We start from the raw sequence: 15,577 nt of genomic DNA, 5'->3' as shown, positions 1-15,577 counted from the left end.
TACAGGAAGGGAATGATGACTGATGAAGAACAGATTAACAGCTAGCAAAATAGGACTGGTGCTGCTATGCGCCGCAGTCATGTCGGCATGCAGTGCAAAAGCTGCTACGCCATCAGATACAAGTAACAACGCGGGTACATCAGTTGCGGCTGTGCAGAGCAGTTCCTCTGCCGCTGTGCAGCTGGCAAGTGTGAAGGCGGCGGATCTTGTGACTTGGGAGGAAGAGGATGCTGTAACTGCCTGGACGGCAGCAGATTCGACTGCTATAACTCTGGCTGGCACTGCTGCTGTGGTAGACGGTGCAGGCGCCACAGCGCAAGAAGGCACAGTAACCATTACGGAAGCAGGCACTTATGTGCTTAGCGGCACACTGAGTGACGGCCAGATTATCGTAGATGAGCAGGCCAAAGGGACCGTAAGGCTGGTGCTGAATGGCGCTCATCTGACGGACAGCGATAATGCTCCGGTCTACATCAAGGAAGCCGGCAAAGTGGTCATCACCTTGCAGGAAGGGACGGATAACAGTGTGACGGATGGAGCCGCCTATGTATTCGGAGACGGGGCTGAGGATGAGCCAAGCGCGGCGGTCTTCAGCAAAGCAGACCTGACGGTTAACGGCACCGGCAAGCTGACGGTAACCGGCAACTATAACGACGGCATCACCGGCAAGGATGATCTGAAAATCATGTCCGGCACCATCGAAGTGCAGGCAGCAGATGACGGTATTGTCGGTAAGGATCTGGTAGCTATACAGGACGGTAGTATTACAATTCATGCAGAAGGCGACGGCATCAAATCAACGAATGACAAGGATGCCGCCAAGGGCTTCATCGCTATTGCCGCCGGAACCTTCGACATTACGGCCGGTAATGACGGGATTCAAGCGGAGACCGCTGCTGTCATCGACGGCGGGACGTATACACTGGTGACTGGCGGCGGCTATGTGAATGCCGAAGTGAAGACCGGCGACCAGGGAGGGCCGGGAATGGGCGGCGGCTTCGGCCAGCGTCCGGAGGGTGGAGCCTTCCCTGCTCCCGGGGAAGAAGGGGGGACGCCGCCTGCGATGGATGCTGCGCCGGCGGCTGACCAGTCCCAAGCAGCGGAGAGTGGCACCGCAGCAGTGGCACAGACGGACACCGCAGCAGCGGCGGAGACAGAATCCGTCAGCGCCAAAGGGATTAAGGCAGGCGGCGACCTGACGGTGAACGGCGGAAGCTTCACAGTGGATGCCGCAGATGATGCGCTGCACAGCAACAGCAGTATCTCGGTAACGGATGGGGAATTCCAGATCGCTACAGGGGATGACGGGATTCACGCCGATGCTCTGGTCTCGATATCGGGCGGCACCGTCAATATTACGCGGAGCTATGAAGGGATAGAAGGGGCGGACATCACCATATCCGGCGGTGAAATCCATGTGACAGCTACAGACGATGGCGTCAATGTGGCCGGAGGCAACGATACTTATACGGCAGCAGGAACGCAGGCTCAGGATTCGTTCAGCAGCACCGGCAGCAACCTGCTGACCATCAGCGGCGGCACCTTGATTGTAGATGCCACAGGCGATGGTCTGGACTCCAACGGCTCGGTAACTATGACCGGAGGCACCGTCATTGTGAATGGCCCCGAGAACTCCGGCAACGGAGCCTTGGATTATGACGGGGCCTTCAACATCACAGGCGGATTCTTGGTAGCCGCAGGCGCTTCCGGCATGGCACAGGCTCCGGGAGAGGACTCCGGCCAGTATTCAGTAAGCGTGGAGTTCGCAGCTACTCAGCAGGCAGGAACCATGGTTCATCTGGAAGACGCTGATGGTAATGCCATTCTGACCTTTGCTCCGGCGAAGAGCTTCCAGACCGTAGTGGTCAGCGCTCCAGAGCTTACGGACGGCTCTTATACCGTCTATACCGGCGGCAGCTCTACCGGAACAGCAGCAGATGGATTGTATACCGGCGGGACGTACAGCGGGGGCAGCAAATTCGTTGCTTTTGACATCACCAGTACGGTGACTTGGGTGAATGCATCGGGTGTAACCACAGGCGGAAGCGGGATGGGCGGGCCGGGAGGCGGAGGCTTCGGCGGCGGCAGAGGCAACAGAGCCGGAGGCGAACCGGGCGGAACAGGAGGAACGCCGCCTGCGGACGCTGGTACTACGAAGCCAGCCGATGCAGGCACCACGAAGCCGGCCGATGCAGGCACTACAGCTCCAGACGGCGCAGGTACAAGCACGAATTAAGCGGTCCAGCAGAGCAGAGACTATCCATTGGCGGATAGTCTCTGTTTTTGTACTTGTCTAGGATATTATCATTTACTTCTGTTGTGATAAGTGCTCTTTAATTGTGGCCTCAATGTATGTGAAAAACAGCATACATTGGGCTACCACGCAGGCGCACGGGCTCAATGTATGCGAAAAACAGCATACATTGGGCTACCACGCAGGCGCACGGGCTCAATGTATGCGAAAAACAACATGGAACGCCTGTTGCGCGCCGAAATCCAGGGGTTTATGGAGGGTGAAGAAGCCGGTGCCAGCAATAGTCGCAACGGCTACTATACGCGAGATTTACACACGAAATACGGCCATATCGAGGATCTTCAGGTGCCCCGGGACCGCCAAAGCCTTTTCCAGACGCAGTTGTTTGAGCCGTACCAGCGGCGGGACGGATGGTTAGAAGAGGCCGTCATCCAAATGTATAAATCGGGCATGGGTACGCGGGATGTGGCCCGGTTCATTGAAAGTATGTTTGGCAGCCACTACTCCCCAACGACGGTCAGCAATATTACGGCTACAGTGCTGGACGATATCCACCAGTGGCAAAAGCGGCCACTGAGCAAACGGTACTCCGTCATCTATTTAGATGGGCTGTACGTGAAGCTGAAACGGGGCACGGTTCGTGGTGAAGTGGTCTACTTTGCGATGGGAATTGACGAGGAGGGCCAGCGTCAAATTCTCGGGTTCTACGTGGGTGGCCAAGAGAGTTCGAATGGCTGGCGGGAGGTACTCAAAGACCTGTACGACCGCGGAGCGCAGGAAGTCCTGCTGGGTGTGTTTGACGGGCTACCGGGACTGGATGCGGCGTTTAAAGAGACCTATCCTCAGGCGGATGTACAGCATTGCGTAGTGCACAAAGTGCGGGCCACGTTTCATAAAATTCGGGTGGAGCACAAAACCGATGTCATGGAGGCGTTGAAAACCGTATATACGGCACCGGATGAAGTGGTAGCCCGGGCTAACTTTGATACGGTCAAAGCGAAGTGGAACAAGCTGTATCCGAAGGAAATGAGGTCCTGGGAGGAACAGTTATCCACACTCCTGACGTTCTACAACTATCCGCTGTCGATCCGTAAAGCGATCTACACGTCGAACCCCATCGAGCGGATGAACAAGGAAATCCGCAAGCGTCTGAAACCGATGAACAGTCTGACAAACATGGATGCCGCAGAGAAAATCGTGTACCTGGAGATGCTGGAATACAATGAACGTCATGCAGGGCGGGTCGCCCAAGGCTTTGGAGTGGATGCCGTTAAAAAGAAGCTAAAAGAGCTATTCGAAACACGCTACCCCTCTTTGCCCACACCGGAAGAGGCGTAACAGAGAAATCCAGTTTCTGGGAGTCGGGGTTCCCCCTCCCCCCAGAAACACTACATCCCAACCCGTAACCCGGGGGAGGCACTTCTACTCTTTTACACAAACTTCTTGACGCTACCTGCATGGACCAAATGTATGTGAAAAACAGCATACATTGTGCTGGCGCGCAGGTAATCCCATACTACTTGTCTGGAGGCGATAACGATTGCGATCAGCGGCTACATGAAGTCGAAATAGTAGCGGATGACATGGAAGAATACCGGTGCGGTGTAGGCAAGACTGTCTACGCGGCTCAGATAGCTTTGCTTAAGGGCAGCGAATTTGTCATCGTCCCCGATCAGCAGATCCCGCTTCAGGACGGAGACTGTCAGGCTGCCGAAGAAGCCGCTGAGACTGATCAGCATACCGGAGAGATAGCCAAAGGCCGGATTCAGCGGTGTAAGATGAGAATAGATCAGGTAAGAGACGGCTGTTGTCACCGCGAACGCGCAGACGAATCCCTCCCAGGTCAGATGGGGATTTGCGGTCGGGACGATCCGGTGCTTGCCGATGTAGAGCGAGGCCAGATAATGCACGGCATCATTGAGCTGGGTCAGCACCACCAGGAATAGAACCAGCCCTGCGCCGTATTCCGGCGTGGCGAACTGGAAATAGGCCAGATGGCTAAGCCCGAAGACCATCAGCATCAGTCCCCACTGCACCGCGCTGACACCGCGCAGGAAGCCGAGCGTCCCCTTGTTAATCAGCCGGGGAATCGGCAGCAGCAGGAACACATAGACTGGAATGAAGATAATGAACATCCCGTACCATTCGATGTAGATCCAGTAGAATTGCAGCGGAATGGACAGATAAGCCCAGAGGAACAGCCTGCGGTCTGCTTTTCGGGTGCGGATCATGGAGAAGTACTCCTTGAGGGCGAAGAAGCTCAGGACCATCAGGGACAGCAGGGACACGACAGAATTGGACAGGGTAGCCAGGCAGAAGATGAACAGCATGCCCCACCAAGTTTTGATACGGAAGCCTATTCCGGTATAATCTTTGTCCTTCTGTAATTTGCTGACTACAAGATACAGCACATGGATCACCGATAGAGCTGCAAAGATCAGAACTAGAGTGAATAAAGAACGGTTCATTACAATCACCAACTTGTCTCGGGGTATCATTTCAATATAGGAATTTTATGCTAAAATAGACAGAGCGTCCAGCTTATTATGAAGCAAAACAACCGACTTGATAAGGGGAAATATTGTAAATGTCAGCAGATCCATCGGTGTACATCATGCTCACCAATACGGGAACGCTGTTCACGAAGCTCATTCAGGGCTATACCAAAGCGCCGTATAACCATGCGTCGATCTCGTTTAACCGGGAGCTCTCAGAGCTATATAGCTTTGGAAGGAAGCATCCGGCCAATCCGCTGAACGGCGGGTTCGTGAAGGAGGATATCCGCACAGGCACCTACAGCAAATACCCGGAGACGACCTGCGTCATCTACGAGCTTCAGGTCACGGACCGTGAGGTTGAGAAAATGAAGCGGGTGCTCCAGGTCTTCATCCGCAGCCGCCAGAAGTATCTCTACAATATCCTCGGTGTCATCGGCATTGCACTGAAGGAGCCGGTGGAGTTCAGCAACTCGTATTTCTGCTCGCAGTTCGTTGCCGAGATTCTGGAGCGCTCCGGCATTAAGCTGTGGAACAAGCTGCCTGCGCTCGTCACCCCGGATGACTTCCGGCAGAGCGACCGGCTGCATCTGGTCTATTACGGCAAGCTGAGCGAATACAAGCCCTCCAGCCAGTAGAGAAGTCCTCGTTCCCGGTAGGGAAGGGGACTTCACTTCAAATATAACGGAATGCGAAGAAGAGGAGAGTGAAGGAATGGTTCATGCCAAGGATGTGCTTGCCAATCAATTGCTGGCCGGGGCCAACGACCCCAGCTGGCATCTTCCCTATATGCAGGCTGTGGAGAACGTGACCGAGGAGGAAGCGTTCTGGAAGCCCGGTGAAGGAGTCAGCAGCATAGCTGAGCTTACCCAGCATTTGCTGTACTGGAATGAAGCCTGGCAGAGCCGGTACCGCGAGGGGCATATGGACGCTGTGCCTCCGGTTAAGGATAATAACCTCAGCTTCAGGCTTCCGGCAGATATTGCGTTCAGTGAGTTGCGCGGAAGGCTGCTGCAGACGCTCTTGAACTGGCAGAGCCTGTTGTCCGAGGAAGGGCTGGAGAACCAGGTGAACGGGTTCCCGGAGCCGGCGGCATGGTGGGAGCTCATCAGTAATGCGGCAACTCATAATGCCTATCATATAGGTCAAATGGTGTTGATCCATAAGCTGTACGTCCCGGCCAGGCCACAAGCATAAGCCCCTTCCAGGCAGGCATTGGCTGTGCAGGAGACCGCAATGAGGCATGGCTCAAGCAGACTGGCCGGGATTCTCCCGCCGGTCTCTTTGTCATACGTACAGTGAGGGCCGCAGCATAGATCTGCTTGTGCAGAATAGCTTAATCTGTAATGAAATGGAGCATGTGATATTCTTGAAATATAAGGATTTATATGTTGCACACGATAACTTATCCTTCTATTTCTCGCTGAAACGGTGCCGTCCCTAAAAGGATGGCAAAGTCGTTTCCACTTGGCATAGGGTCTACTGAAGGGAAAAGAGAGGGATTCATATCATGATTGAGAACATCATCAGAGGTCTGGAAGCAAGATATGCCTGCCGGCTGGAACGGCTGACAGGGGGATATACGAATCTAACCTATCTGATGGCGGGGGCCGAGCCGCCGCTTGTAGCCAAAATAACAAATCTGTCCAATAAAGATACGCTCAATGAGGTTCATGTAATGCGGCTGGTGCAGGGAAGCTGTGATACCCCGGTGGTGCATGAGGTGACGGAGATGGACGGGAAGCGCATCATCATCATGGACTGCATGCAGGGCGGGAACGCCCAGTCTGTTCTGGATGCCAGGGACTGGACAAGAGCCGAGCGGATCTACAGCAGAATGGGGCAGCTGCTGGCTGCCCAGATTCATTCCCGCCCTTATCAGCCGCAAGAGACAGAGATCCGGCTCAGCAACAGGTCTGCACTGAGTCAGGTGGTTCAGAAGCTGGAATTCGTTCCCGCCGCTCTCGGCAGACAGTCGCTTCACTTTCTGTCTGCGGCGGAGGCCGGGGAGCTTCCGTGGGTCCTGACCCATGGCGATTACGGAGTACATAATCTGCTCTGTGAAGCCGATGATCTGCTGCATGTGCTGGACTGGGAATGGGCGGAATGGGGCAGCCCGCTGAATGATGTAGCCTGGGTCTGCTGGTTCACGAAGCACCATTATCCCGTACAATCCGTGCAGCTCAATACTGCCTTCATGCAGGGCTATCTGTCTGTTAACCCGTTATCCTTCACGCCGCAGCAGATGAAGGCGGCGAGTCTGTACAGGGTATGGAATATCCTGCACCGCCTGCAGATCGCGCCCAAGGAGGTGCAGCGTGAATGGGTCAGACGTCTGGAATGGACACTTGGTGAGGACTTCGCAGAGCTGCACGGAATCAGCTAAGGAAGCGGCTTCTCCCGGACGCCTGTATTCTGTAGCTTGGAACGCCTGAGGCGCCTGAGCGGGTCAGTCCTCCGGCACCACGACCTGAATGTGGCGCGGAATGGTGCTTAAGCGGATCGGCAGCGGCGGACCTTGCTCGCCGTCCACATTCGTCTGTACCGGCTCGGTGGAGCGGACGGAGACCTCCTTGGCTGTAAAGTAGATGACATCCTTATGATTCCGCAGATTGCCGAGCAGCAGGGAGATGCTGACCGTAACGGAATTCAGCAGGTGCAGGTCCTTGACGATGAAGCAATGGAGCAGGCCGTCATCTACGGCGGCAGCAGGGGCAAGCTTCTCGAAGCCGCCCACGGAATTCGTCAGTGCAGCAATGAACAGCGGGGAGGAGCCTTCCCAGATCTCACCGTCGTGAGTAATCGTCAGGGTATGTGCAGTATTGCTGGCCAGCTCCTTAATGCCCTCTTTTAGATAAGCAAGGAACCCGAGCCGGCTCTTGTCTTCAGAGCTAACCGAGGAGAGGGAGCCTGCCAGAGAGCCTGCGGCCACCACATTGACGAACAGCCGGTCATTCAGCCGGCCCATATCGACTCTTCGGGTCCGGGGCGAGACCAGGCTCTGAATGGCCTCTTCAGGAACAAGCGGAATCTGTAGCGCGCGGGCAAAATCATTGACGGTGCCCATTGGCACAATGCCAAGTGTAGGGCGGTGCTGCTGATCTGTGAGGCCGTTCATCGTCTCGTGGAGCGTTCCGTCTCCTCCAATGGCAACCACCAGATCATAGCACTCGGCGCAGGCCTGGAGGCAAAAGGCGGTTGCATCTCCTTCCCCTGCGGTCTCCTGGACGGTAACCTGATACCCTGCGCCTTGCAGCACCTCTTCCGCTGCTCTAATATAATCCCGTGCCTCTGCCTTGCCGGACGACGGGTTCATGATGACCATGGCCTGCTGCATACTGCACTCCTCTCTCTTGTAACCGGATTAATATCCATTAACCAACTAAGTATAGCGTTTGAATCAAAAGCGCCAAAGGGCGCAGTGTCCCTTTGGCGCTGAACGACATATGCCGCAGCAGGCAGCAGCTATCTTCCTTCGATCCGCCGCCCATAAGATTCGGCGTAGGCCGCACTGCGGAACTTAAGAATCGGATCATCCGAGAGGAGCATACCGGTTGTAAGGATCGTAGGGTCCATGAGCAGATATGTCGGATCGGGGTAGATCTCTGAAATATGCAGCCGCCCGAGATCGATTCTGCGGCGGTCCTCCGGCCAGGCACGGGTAGGATCATCCGTAGCATCGCCTTCCTCTCCAAGAACAGCGACCAGTTGGAAGATAGCCGGCTCATCCTTGAAGCGCAGCTCCAGCTCATCCTCCAGATAGCGGTCCGGCTGCTGCGCAGCCTCTTCCAGCGTCAGTGTGCGCACGCCCGTCTCGGGAACCCATTCGAACCGGACAGGCTGCTGCCTGCCTTTTGCATTCACCAGCACATAAGCATGTATGCAGTGGTAATGACATTCGGCGTAGCTGGCAGGCGGCTTGAGCCGCCGCACCGCGAGCAGAGCGTCTTTGCTCTCGCTGAAGTGGCTGACAATTTCCTTCATCAGCTCAATCGGTCCAAGTGTCCCGGTCCGCAGCCGGTGGGCCATCTGTATAATGTCGATGAAGGACTCCGGGGTCCGCGCAAAAAAGACAGGCACGGTCACTCCAACCAGATTCGTAACCCTGCCATCCGGGAGGATGAACTGGACAGCCATCCCCTTGGCAGGGGATAGCAGGTCCGCAAGTGCCGGATCAGTCGAGCTGCCCGAGAAGCGGATGATGGCATTCACCTGCTGCTCCTGAAGGTGCTCCGCCTCCGTGAACTCCTTCCCCAGTCCGCTCGGCCGGAAGAAGCCGCGGCAGCAGACTCCCGCCGCATGGGCGCGGCGGTATCCGGGATGGGTACCGGACAGGTTCTCGATCGCGTCTACTGCCTCGGCGGCAAGCGCTGGATGCTCCCTGGTGTCTGCGGCAGACTGGCTGCTGCTGTGCTCCGATTCATTCATGTCCTCATTCACTCCTCCACGATGATTTATAACTTATACAAGCTATTTTCTAATTATTACCACTTTCACTGCTCATCCAAACCGCTTCTCGTAGACATCCACTTGGTTACCAGGCTGAATTCAGGCTGGAGGCGGAGTGAAATCGATTTATATGTTAAACTTAGACAGACTTATCCCTATAAACATGCTTAAGCAGGAATGGAGAAATGAAATCATGAATGAATTGCCTAATTGCCCGCAGTGCAGCTCTGTGTACACCTATGAGGACGGAGCGCTTCTGGTCTGCCCGGAATGCGGACATGAGTGGTCTTTGGATGCAGGAAGTGCAAGCGGTGAAGAAGAGAAGGTAGTTAAGGATGCTAACGGAAATGTACTGGCTGACGGGGACACTGTAACGGTGATTAAGGATCTCAAGGTCAAAGGCAGCTCGTCCGTTCTGAAGATAGGCACCAAGGTGAAGAACATCCGGCTGGTGGAAGGCGACCATGATATCGATTGCAAAATCGACGGGTTCGGCGCAATGAAGCTGAAATCGGAGTTTGTGCGCAAGGCATAGCATGAAGCAGGACCGGAAGAGATGGAGATAAGGCACTTATTTCTGACGGAATGGGATCACATGAGGGAGTAGTTGGAAAAAGTACACCTAATTCACCGAATCGTACGGAATCAGCTACGTTTGGTAAGATTAAGTGCCTTTTTTCCAACCGTTGCTCTTGAAGGGGGTATCTGCTTATCAGCAAGTGTAGAAAATCCAACTCTTACAGGGGATGGCCGAATTCTCTCTCCCCGCTATAAAATCCGCCGCGCGGTAACAAACCGCTGCTTCCACTTACTGCTGAAATCCTCCATATGTACACCCTGCTCCTTAGAGTAGGTATGCAGGATCCGGTTATTTCCGGCATAGATGGCTACATGTCCGATGTCGAGACCCCTGGCGGTGAAGAACAGCAGATCTCCGGTGCGCAGCTCGCCCACGCCAACCTTCCGGCCTTCCTGTGCCTGATCATAAGAGACGCGGGGAAGCTCAATCCCAAGCGTATCCCCGAATACACGCTTCACAAAAGAAGAACAGTCGAACGTATCTGTCTGGTCAGGAGAAGCGCCGAATTCATAAGGGGTATTCAGGTATTTTTTACCTGAGGCAATCAGGGCTTCCCCTTGCTTCTGCAGCAGGGAGGGGCTTCTGTAATCCGTGAATTTCGGCTTGGAAGATACATATCCTCTCACATGATCTGCGGTCCGCACCTCCAGCCAGAGGGCATCAACCTCACGGATGACATGAACCTTGCTTCCGGCGGGCAGCAGGCCCAGGCTAGTGGTGCTGCTCCCGGCATCCGGGGTGCTGCGCAGGTTGACCCCCCAGGTGACCGAGGTCTCATAGGCGGACGCCGAGGAGATAAGGACGGAGCCCGAAGCCGGCTCCCAGGTTACTTGGCTGCCCAGTGCTTCACTAACGAAGCGCAGAGGAATCATACTGTAGCCTTGCGACAGTTGTCCCGGTACGGCCAGCTGGGCGGTCTTTCCGTTCAGCAGAGCTGTGGACGAGCCTAAGGTATAGGTGAGTTCATTGCTGCCTTTGACGGCAGTTACCGTCTTGCTTGCATTGTTCCAGGAGAGCTCAGCACCTTGGGCTTCAAACAGCCCGCGCATGGGAACCAGTACAGTCCCGCTGATGTTGAGCGGCTGAGTCTCCGGCTGGAGCTGCTGCCCGTCCAGGTAGATGGAGATGGACTTGGGTGAGGGTGCTGCATCTGCATGGGCATAACCGCCCGCCGTAGCGGTCAGGGCCAGTCCAAGCAGAGACAGCAGCATAGTCGTTCTTGTTGTCATGGATTCATCACCTTATGGATAGATTTAACTCTCTCCAGTTAGACGCGATTGGTGTGAATTGGTTTTGTGCCAATTGTTGGTAACGAGGATCAGACAAGGCTGCAGGAGTTGCGCTTGACGTCCGCCAGAATACAGATTATAATCCAACCAGTTAGTTAGAAATAAGGAGGCGGAAACCATAACCACAACAGGGGGCAAACGCAGCACCAAAATATACGACGCCGCCCGCACTCGGGCGATTATTCTGGATGCAGCGGAGGAGATTTTTGCCGAATCCGGTTACTCCGCAGCACGGATCGATGCCATTGCGAAAGCATCAGGGTATAACAAAAGCCTGATCTATCAGTATTATGGCGACAAGCTAGGGCTATATACGGAAGTGGTCAAGCGGGCTGACCAGATTAGCGAGCAGATCACCGGCTCGTTCATCAGCGAGTTGCTGAAGGATGAGCAGCTACTAAAGGACCCGGCCGCATTCAAAAACTTCGTGGAGTACTGGACCCGTCAGACGGTCTCCTTCTTGCTGGAGCACCGGAGTTACCTGAGAATCCTGTTTTGGGAAGCTGCAGAGGGCTGGAAGATCTGGAATCAGATTCCCTATCGTCCGGATGATGACCCCCAGATGCATGAGATTGCTCTAGCCGCCCAGAGGAACGGAATTCTCCGTCAGGATCTGGACCCCGCGCTCTTTCCGATGCTAGTCATGAACGTAATTGCAATGACACTGCAGTCTTCTTCAAGATTTGAGCACTTGTTCGGCAGTCTGGACTCTCCGCAGATTAGAGAGCAGACCACCCGTCAGATCACACAATTTATTATCCATGGCGTCATGGAGCCGTCTTTACTGTAAGGGCGGCTATTTCTTTGGACTAAATATAAACAACTAGTTAGTTTTAAAAGAAGCATAGGAGTGATGATGATGAACGCAATCATTCAGACAGAAGGATTAACCAAGCATTTCGGCAGCCATCATGCTGTGGATCGGCTGTCGATCGAGGTGAACCCGGGCGAAATCTACGGATTCCTTGGGCTGAACGGAGCAGGCAAAACTACAACCATCCGCATGCTCCTGGGCATGATCCGCCCCGATTCCGGGTCGGCCTACCTGTTCGGACGGCGCGTCGATGCGGGCAGCCATAAGCTGTGGGCGGAGGTAGGGTACATGGTCGAAACCCCCTACTCCTATCCTGAGCTTACGGTCCGCGAGAATCTGGAGATTATCCGCAGGCTGCGGGGTATCCCGGGCCGCTCTGCCATTGACAGTATCATCGACAGGCTCCAGCTTACCGCTTACCGGGACCGTAAGGCCGGGACGCTCTCCCTCGGTAACGGGCAGCGGCTGGGCCTCGCCAAGGCCATGCTGCATCATCCGCAGGTGCTGATTCTGGATGAGCCGACGAACGGGCTGGACCCGGCGGGGATTGTGGAGGTACGGGAACTGCTCCGGGAGCTTGCGGCAGATCAGGGAGTGACGATTTTTATCTCCAGCCATATTCTTGACGAAGTCTCCAGGCTGACGAGCAGAATTGGCATCGTGCATCAAGGGAAGCTGCTGCAAGAGACGGATGTGAAGGATCTTCATCCCTTGCTCCGCAGGAGTCTGCGGGTAGAGACCCGCGATCCGGCAAGTGCCCGCAGCAGACTTACTCAGGCAGGCTATGTGGTGCAGCAGAATGCAGAGGGCACACTGCTGCTTCAGGAGGAACGTGCCGTAACGAACCCGGATTACATCTCCAAGCTGCTGGTGTATGCGGATATGCCGCCTACGCTGATTCAGGTGGAGGAAGAGGATTTGGAGCATTATTTTCTAAGAGTCATTGGATCTGAAGGAGGAGTGAGACCATGAATCAATGGCTATCGGCCCTGTGGGTGGAGGTCTTGAAGCTTCGCCGTTCCAGGCTGTTCGTGATATCGCTTGTGGTCAGCATCCTGATGCCGGTAATGATCGGGCTGGTGTTCTCCGGGACCAGTGGCTCCCAGAGCGCCTTTGAGGGTGAGATCAATATGGCAGGATTTCTGAAGGAGCTGGGAATTGTCGTCTCCATGGGAGGCTTGATCGGCTTCGGGTTCGTGTACAGCTGGAGCTTCGGCCGGGAATATTCCGACCGCACGGTGAAGGATCTGCTGGCCCTGCCGCTGTCCCGGTATGGGGTGGCCGCTGCAAAGATCGTTGTTGCTACGTTATTATGTGAATTTCTATCCTTGTTCATGTTCTTATCTGGGTGCATCACGGCATGGCTTACCGGCTTGGACGGATGGAGTCTGGAGGTCATTGTTCAGGGCTTCAGCGGGTACGCACAGATCTGTCTCATGGTGATTGTTCTGAGCATCCCTGTAGCGTGGATGGCTTGTATCGGACGCGGTTTTCTGTATCCCCTGGGCATTGTCCTGCTCACTATTGTGATCGCTCAGTTCGGCGGGGCGCTGGGCATTGTAGAGTATATTCCGTGGGCCATTCCCGGACTGCTCAGCGGTGCCTCAGGAGAGGAGAGCACACATCTGGAGACGGTTAGCCATATGCTTCCGTTTCTCACCGGCGCTGTTGGCCTCATAGGCACGCTTGCCTGGTGGAGGTATGCCGACCAGACCTAAGTCGGGTGGAATTGCAGAGTTTTATTATTGCAGATTTTAATTAGTGGAGGGGAACAGAAATGGAAAAGGCACCGAAGGGCACGATCCTTATCATGGCTATTCTAATTATCGGGACAATGGCAGGGCTATTGAATCAATCCTCGCTGAATACGGCGCTGCCGAACATTATGGGTGAGTTCCGGTTGTCTGCGAGCACTGTGCAGTGGTTAACGACCGCTTTTGCACTGGTGACGGGGATTGTGGTTCCGATTACAGCTTATCTTATTCAGCGGTTCACCACCAAGCAGGTATTCGTCTTTGCGATGGGGATGCTGACTGCGGGAACGCTTCTGTGTGCGGTCTCCCCGGGCTTCGGCCTGCTGCTTACGGGAAGAATTGTGCAGGCGGTTGGAGTGGGCATCATGCTCCCCCTGGTGCAGACACTGACGTTCATCCTGATCCCGGTTGCTCGGCGGGGGTTCACGATGGGAATGATCGGACTTGCGGTTAATTTCGCTCCGGCGATCGGACCTGTGCTGAACGGCTGGCTCGTGGAGGATCATTCCTGGCGGCTACTGTTCTATATTCTCGCTCCTTGCTCGCTGCTGCTTACGCTCCTTGGGGTATTTCTCGTGAAGAACGTTACGCCACAGGTAAAAAGCAAGGCCGACGCTTTATCCATGACGTTGTCCTCGCTCGGCTTCGGCGGCGTGCTGTATGGCTTCAGCGTCTCCGGCAGCAAAGGATGGGGGAGCACCGAGGTGCTGATCTCCCTCGCAGTCGGCTTCATTGCGCTCGGCCTCTTCGTCTGGCGGCAGTTAACGATGGAGAATCCTCTGCTGGAGCTGCGGGTGTTCACCAGTCCTGCTTTTACCATGGCTACTGTAATCAGTATGATCCTGATGATTATCATGCTGAGCGCGCAGCTCCTGCTGCCGCTCTATATGCAGACCATGCTTGGCTACACCGCGCTCAAGTCGGGTCTGATGCTGCTGCCCGGTGCGATACTCATCTGCATCATGTCCCCCATAGCGGGGAAGATTTTTGACAAAATAGGTGCCAGAACGATGGTGATCACCGGAATCAGCCTGACGGTCATCTCTGCACTGTTGTTCTCCAATCTGACGGAGCATACGTCCTATACGTTCCTGATGGTGGGCTACTCCCTGCGGATGGTCGGTGTCAGTCTGACCCTGCTGCCCGTCGTCACCAGTGGAATGAATTCCCTGCCGCCGGCTCTGATCCGCCACGGGATTCCCGTGAATACCACACTGCGTACCGTCGCTGGTTCCATCGGAACCGCCCTGCTTGTAACTATAATGACCTACAGCGGCGGCGGCCTGAAGCAGACGGGCGATGTCCATCGCTTAATTCACGGGATGAATGTCGCTTCCATGGTCACCACAGGAGCCGCAGTGGTTGCACTGATCCTGTCCTTCTTCATCCGGCGGAAGGAAGAGATCCCTGCGGAGATTCCCGCGAAGGGCGTCGCTGTGAAATAATCGCTCATGTATGGAGATAGGATGTATGCTCAGCTCAAATAAAATACCTTCTGCTGCAAGAGATCGAGCGCCCGCTCGGTCTCTTTGCGTTCCTCAGCGCTCAGGGCGGCAATCCGCTGCTCGAACCGGACAGCGATCTGTCCGAAGGCCTCACTCATCAACGCCTCGCCTGCGGCGGAGAGTGTAATGCCCTGCCTGCGGCGGTCAGCGGGGTCGGTGATGCGGGTGCATAACCCTTTTTCGCTGAGCTTCTTCAGCTCCCGGCTCGTATTGGGCATCGACATGTTCATGCAGTCGCTGATCTCGCTGAGCGTAACAGGCTGGCTGACGGCGATGTATTCAACAATCTTATATTGCAGCGGCGTTAAGCCGTCCGAATTGACATCTTTGGAAATATCGTTCGTTATTTGATGGACGGCGGCAGTGAAGGCTATGAATTTCTGGAATAGATGGTTGTTGTCCATAAGATCACCTCAGAGGTCACAATACCAGAATAA

At 55.0% G+C, this 15,577-nt stretch carries 15 protein-coding genes; 10 read left to right on the top strand and 5 right to left on the bottom strand.

Going from position 1 to position 15,577, the window contains the following annotated elements:
• The first annotated feature begins 22 nt into the window (after positions 1-22).
• A complete protein-coding gene (locus MKY12_RS30585) occupies positions 23-2,236 on the top strand; it encodes a carbohydrate-binding domain-containing protein (RefSeq protein ID WP_339312057.1) in 2,214 nt (737 codons plus the stop codon).
• 234 nt (positions 2,237-2,470) lie between these two features.
• Positions 2,471-3,592, top strand: coding sequence for an IS256 family transposase (locus MKY12_RS30580; RefSeq protein WP_339312056.1), 1,122 nt, complete (start codon positions 2,471-2,473; stop codon positions 3,590-3,592).
• A gap of 215 nt (positions 3,593-3,807) precedes the next feature.
• On the opposite strand, the gene MKY12_RS30575 is transcribed toward MKY12_RS30580, so the two are convergent.
• Positions 3,808-4,722, bottom strand: a complete 915-nt coding sequence (locus MKY12_RS30575) for a phosphatidate cytidylyltransferase (protein WP_339312054.1) — start codon at positions 4,720-4,722, stop codon at positions 3,808-3,810.
• A 119-nt stretch (positions 4,723-4,841) separates the two neighbouring features.
• Between MKY12_RS30575 and MKY12_RS30570 the strand changes: the two genes are divergently transcribed.
• The 3 genes from MKY12_RS30570 to MKY12_RS30560 all read left to right on the top strand — a co-directional run bounded on the left by MKY12_RS30570 (position 4,842) and on the right by MKY12_RS30560 (position 7,135).
• Positions 4,842-5,387: a hypothetical protein gene (locus MKY12_RS30570; RefSeq protein WP_036691837.1), complete on the top strand. Its 546-nt coding sequence runs from the start codon at positions 4,842-4,844 to the stop codon at positions 5,385-5,387.
• 76 nt (positions 5,388-5,463) lie between these two features.
• Complete coding sequence (locus MKY12_RS30565; protein WP_339312052.1) at positions 5,464-5,946, top strand: DinB family protein; 483 nt, start codon at positions 5,464-5,466, stop codon at positions 5,944-5,946.
• Between the two features lie 313 nt (positions 5,947-6,259).
• The gene (locus tag MKY12_RS30560; RefSeq protein WP_339312050.1) at positions 6,260-7,135 is read left to right on the top strand and encodes a phosphotransferase; all 876 of its coding nucleotides are present in this window, start codon (positions 6,260-6,262) and stop codon (positions 7,133-7,135) included.
• A 63-nt stretch (positions 7,136-7,198) separates the two neighbouring features.
• Here MKY12_RS30560 and MKY12_RS30555 read toward each other — a convergent pair whose 3' ends face one another.
• On the bottom strand, positions 7,199-8,086 hold the full coding sequence (locus MKY12_RS30555; protein ID WP_339312048.1) for a diacylglycerol kinase family protein: 888 nt from the start codon (positions 8,084-8,086) through the stop codon (positions 7,199-7,201).
• A 128-nt stretch (positions 8,087-8,214) separates the two neighbouring features.
• Complete coding sequence (locus tag MKY12_RS30550) at positions 8,215-9,177, bottom strand: catalase family peroxidase (protein ID WP_339312046.1); 963 nt, start codon at positions 9,175-9,177, stop codon at positions 8,215-8,217.
• A 214-nt stretch (positions 9,178-9,391) separates the two neighbouring features.
• Here MKY12_RS30550 and MKY12_RS30545 point away from each other — a divergent pair, with 214 nt between their 5' ends.
• Positions 9,392-9,733 (top strand): zinc ribbon domain-containing protein YjdM, encoded by a 342-nt coding sequence (locus MKY12_RS30545; RefSeq protein WP_339312045.1) that lies wholly within the window; start codon positions 9,392-9,394, stop codon positions 9,731-9,733.
• A 233-nt stretch (positions 9,734-9,966) separates the two neighbouring features.
• Here the strand turns inward: MKY12_RS30545 and MKY12_RS30540 are convergent, their stop codons facing one another.
• Entirely contained in the window at positions 9,967-11,007 is a 1,041-nt protein-coding gene (locus tag MKY12_RS30540; RefSeq protein ID WP_339312043.1) for a stalk domain-containing protein, read from the bottom strand.
• Positions 11,008-11,386: 379 nt separating this feature from the next.
• Between MKY12_RS30540 and MKY12_RS30535 the strand changes: the two genes are divergently transcribed.
• From MKY12_RS30535 to MKY12_RS30520, 4 genes are all read left to right on the top strand, one after another.
• On the top strand, positions 11,387-11,857 hold the full coding sequence (locus MKY12_RS30535; RefSeq protein ID WP_339252229.1) for a hypothetical protein: 471 nt from the start codon (positions 11,387-11,389) through the stop codon (positions 11,855-11,857).
• 69 nt (positions 11,858-11,926) lie between these two features.
• Positions 11,927-12,853 carry an ABC transporter ATP-binding protein gene (locus tag MKY12_RS30530; RefSeq protein ID WP_339312041.1) on the top strand — a complete coding sequence of 309 codons (927 nt, stop codon included), beginning with the start codon at positions 11,927-11,929 and terminating at the stop codon, positions 12,851-12,853.
• Complete coding sequence (locus tag MKY12_RS30525) at positions 12,850-13,599, top strand: ABC transporter permease (RefSeq protein WP_339312039.1); 750 nt, start codon at positions 12,850-12,852, stop codon at positions 13,597-13,599. Before MKY12_RS30530 ends, MKY12_RS30525 begins: the two co-directional genes overlap by 4 nt.
• A 59-nt stretch (positions 13,600-13,658) precedes the next feature.
• Positions 13,659-15,080 (top strand): DHA2 family efflux MFS transporter permease subunit, encoded by a 1,422-nt coding sequence (locus MKY12_RS30520; RefSeq protein WP_339312037.1) that lies wholly within the window; start codon positions 13,659-13,661, stop codon positions 15,078-15,080.
• A gap of 29 nt (positions 15,081-15,109) precedes the next feature.
• Here the strand turns inward: MKY12_RS30520 and MKY12_RS30515 are convergent, their stop codons facing one another.
• Positions 15,110-15,544, bottom strand: a complete 435-nt coding sequence (locus tag MKY12_RS30515; RefSeq protein ID WP_339312036.1) for a MarR family transcriptional regulator — start codon at positions 15,542-15,544, stop codon at positions 15,110-15,112.
• Positions 15,545-15,577: the final 33 nt, after the last annotated feature.

Source organism: Paenibacillus sp. FSL M7-0896 (assembly GCF_037975415.1).
GTDB lineage: Bacteria > Bacillota > Bacilli > Paenibacillales > Paenibacillaceae > Paenibacillus_AQ > Paenibacillus_AQ silagei.
The sequence above is the reverse complement of the archived record's forward strand: the minus strand, read 5'-3'. Positions and strand labels throughout refer to the sequence as shown.

What these genes read in the sequence shown, in the direction of transcription:
- MKY12_RS30515 (WP_339312036.1), bottom strand. Translation starts at nt 15,544, where the DNA reads ATGGACAACAACCATCTATTCCAGAAATTCATAGCCTTCACTGCCGCC.
- MKY12_RS30570 (WP_036691837.1), top strand. Translation starts at nt 4,842, where the DNA reads ATGTCAGCAGATCCATCGGTGTACATCATGCTCACCAATACGGGAACG.
- MKY12_RS30585 (WP_339312057.1), top strand. Translation starts at nt 23, where the DNA reads ATGAAGAACAGATTAACAGCTAGCAAAATAGGACTGGTGCTGCTATGC.
- MKY12_RS30525 (WP_339312039.1), top strand. Translation starts at nt 12,850, where the DNA reads ATGAATCAATGGCTATCGGCCCTGTGGGTGGAGGTCTTGAAGCTTCGC.
- MKY12_RS30520 (WP_339312037.1), top strand. Translation starts at nt 13,659, where the DNA reads ATGGAAAAGGCACCGAAGGGCACGATCCTTATCATGGCTATTCTAATT.
- MKY12_RS30565 (WP_339312052.1), top strand. Translation starts at nt 5,464, where the DNA reads ATGGTTCATGCCAAGGATGTGCTTGCCAATCAATTGCTGGCCGGGGCC.
- MKY12_RS30545 (WP_339312045.1), top strand. Translation starts at nt 9,392, where the DNA reads ATGAATGAATTGCCTAATTGCCCGCAGTGCAGCTCTGTGTACACCTAT.
- MKY12_RS30540 (WP_339312043.1), bottom strand. Translation starts at nt 11,007, where the DNA reads ATGACAACAAGAACGACTATGCTGCTGTCTCTGCTTGGACTGGCCCTG.
- MKY12_RS30560 (WP_339312050.1), top strand. Translation starts at nt 6,260, where the DNA reads ATGATTGAGAACATCATCAGAGGTCTGGAAGCAAGATATGCCTGCCGG.
- MKY12_RS30575 (WP_339312054.1), bottom strand. Translation starts at nt 4,722, where the DNA reads ATGAACCGTTCTTTATTCACTCTAGTTCTGATCTTTGCAGCTCTATCG.
- MKY12_RS30555 (WP_339312048.1), bottom strand. Translation starts at nt 8,086, where the DNA reads ATGCAGCAGGCCATGGTCATCATGAACCCGTCGTCCGGCAAGGCAGAG.
- MKY12_RS30530 (WP_339312041.1), top strand. Translation starts at nt 11,927, where the DNA reads ATGAACGCAATCATTCAGACAGAAGGATTAACCAAGCATTTCGGCAGC.
- MKY12_RS30580 (WP_339312056.1), top strand. Translation starts at nt 2,471, where the DNA reads ATGGAACGCCTGTTGCGCGCCGAAATCCAGGGGTTTATGGAGGGTGAA.
- MKY12_RS30550 (WP_339312046.1), bottom strand. Translation starts at nt 9,177, where the DNA reads ATGAATGAATCGGAGCACAGCAGCAGCCAGTCTGCCGCAGACACCAGG.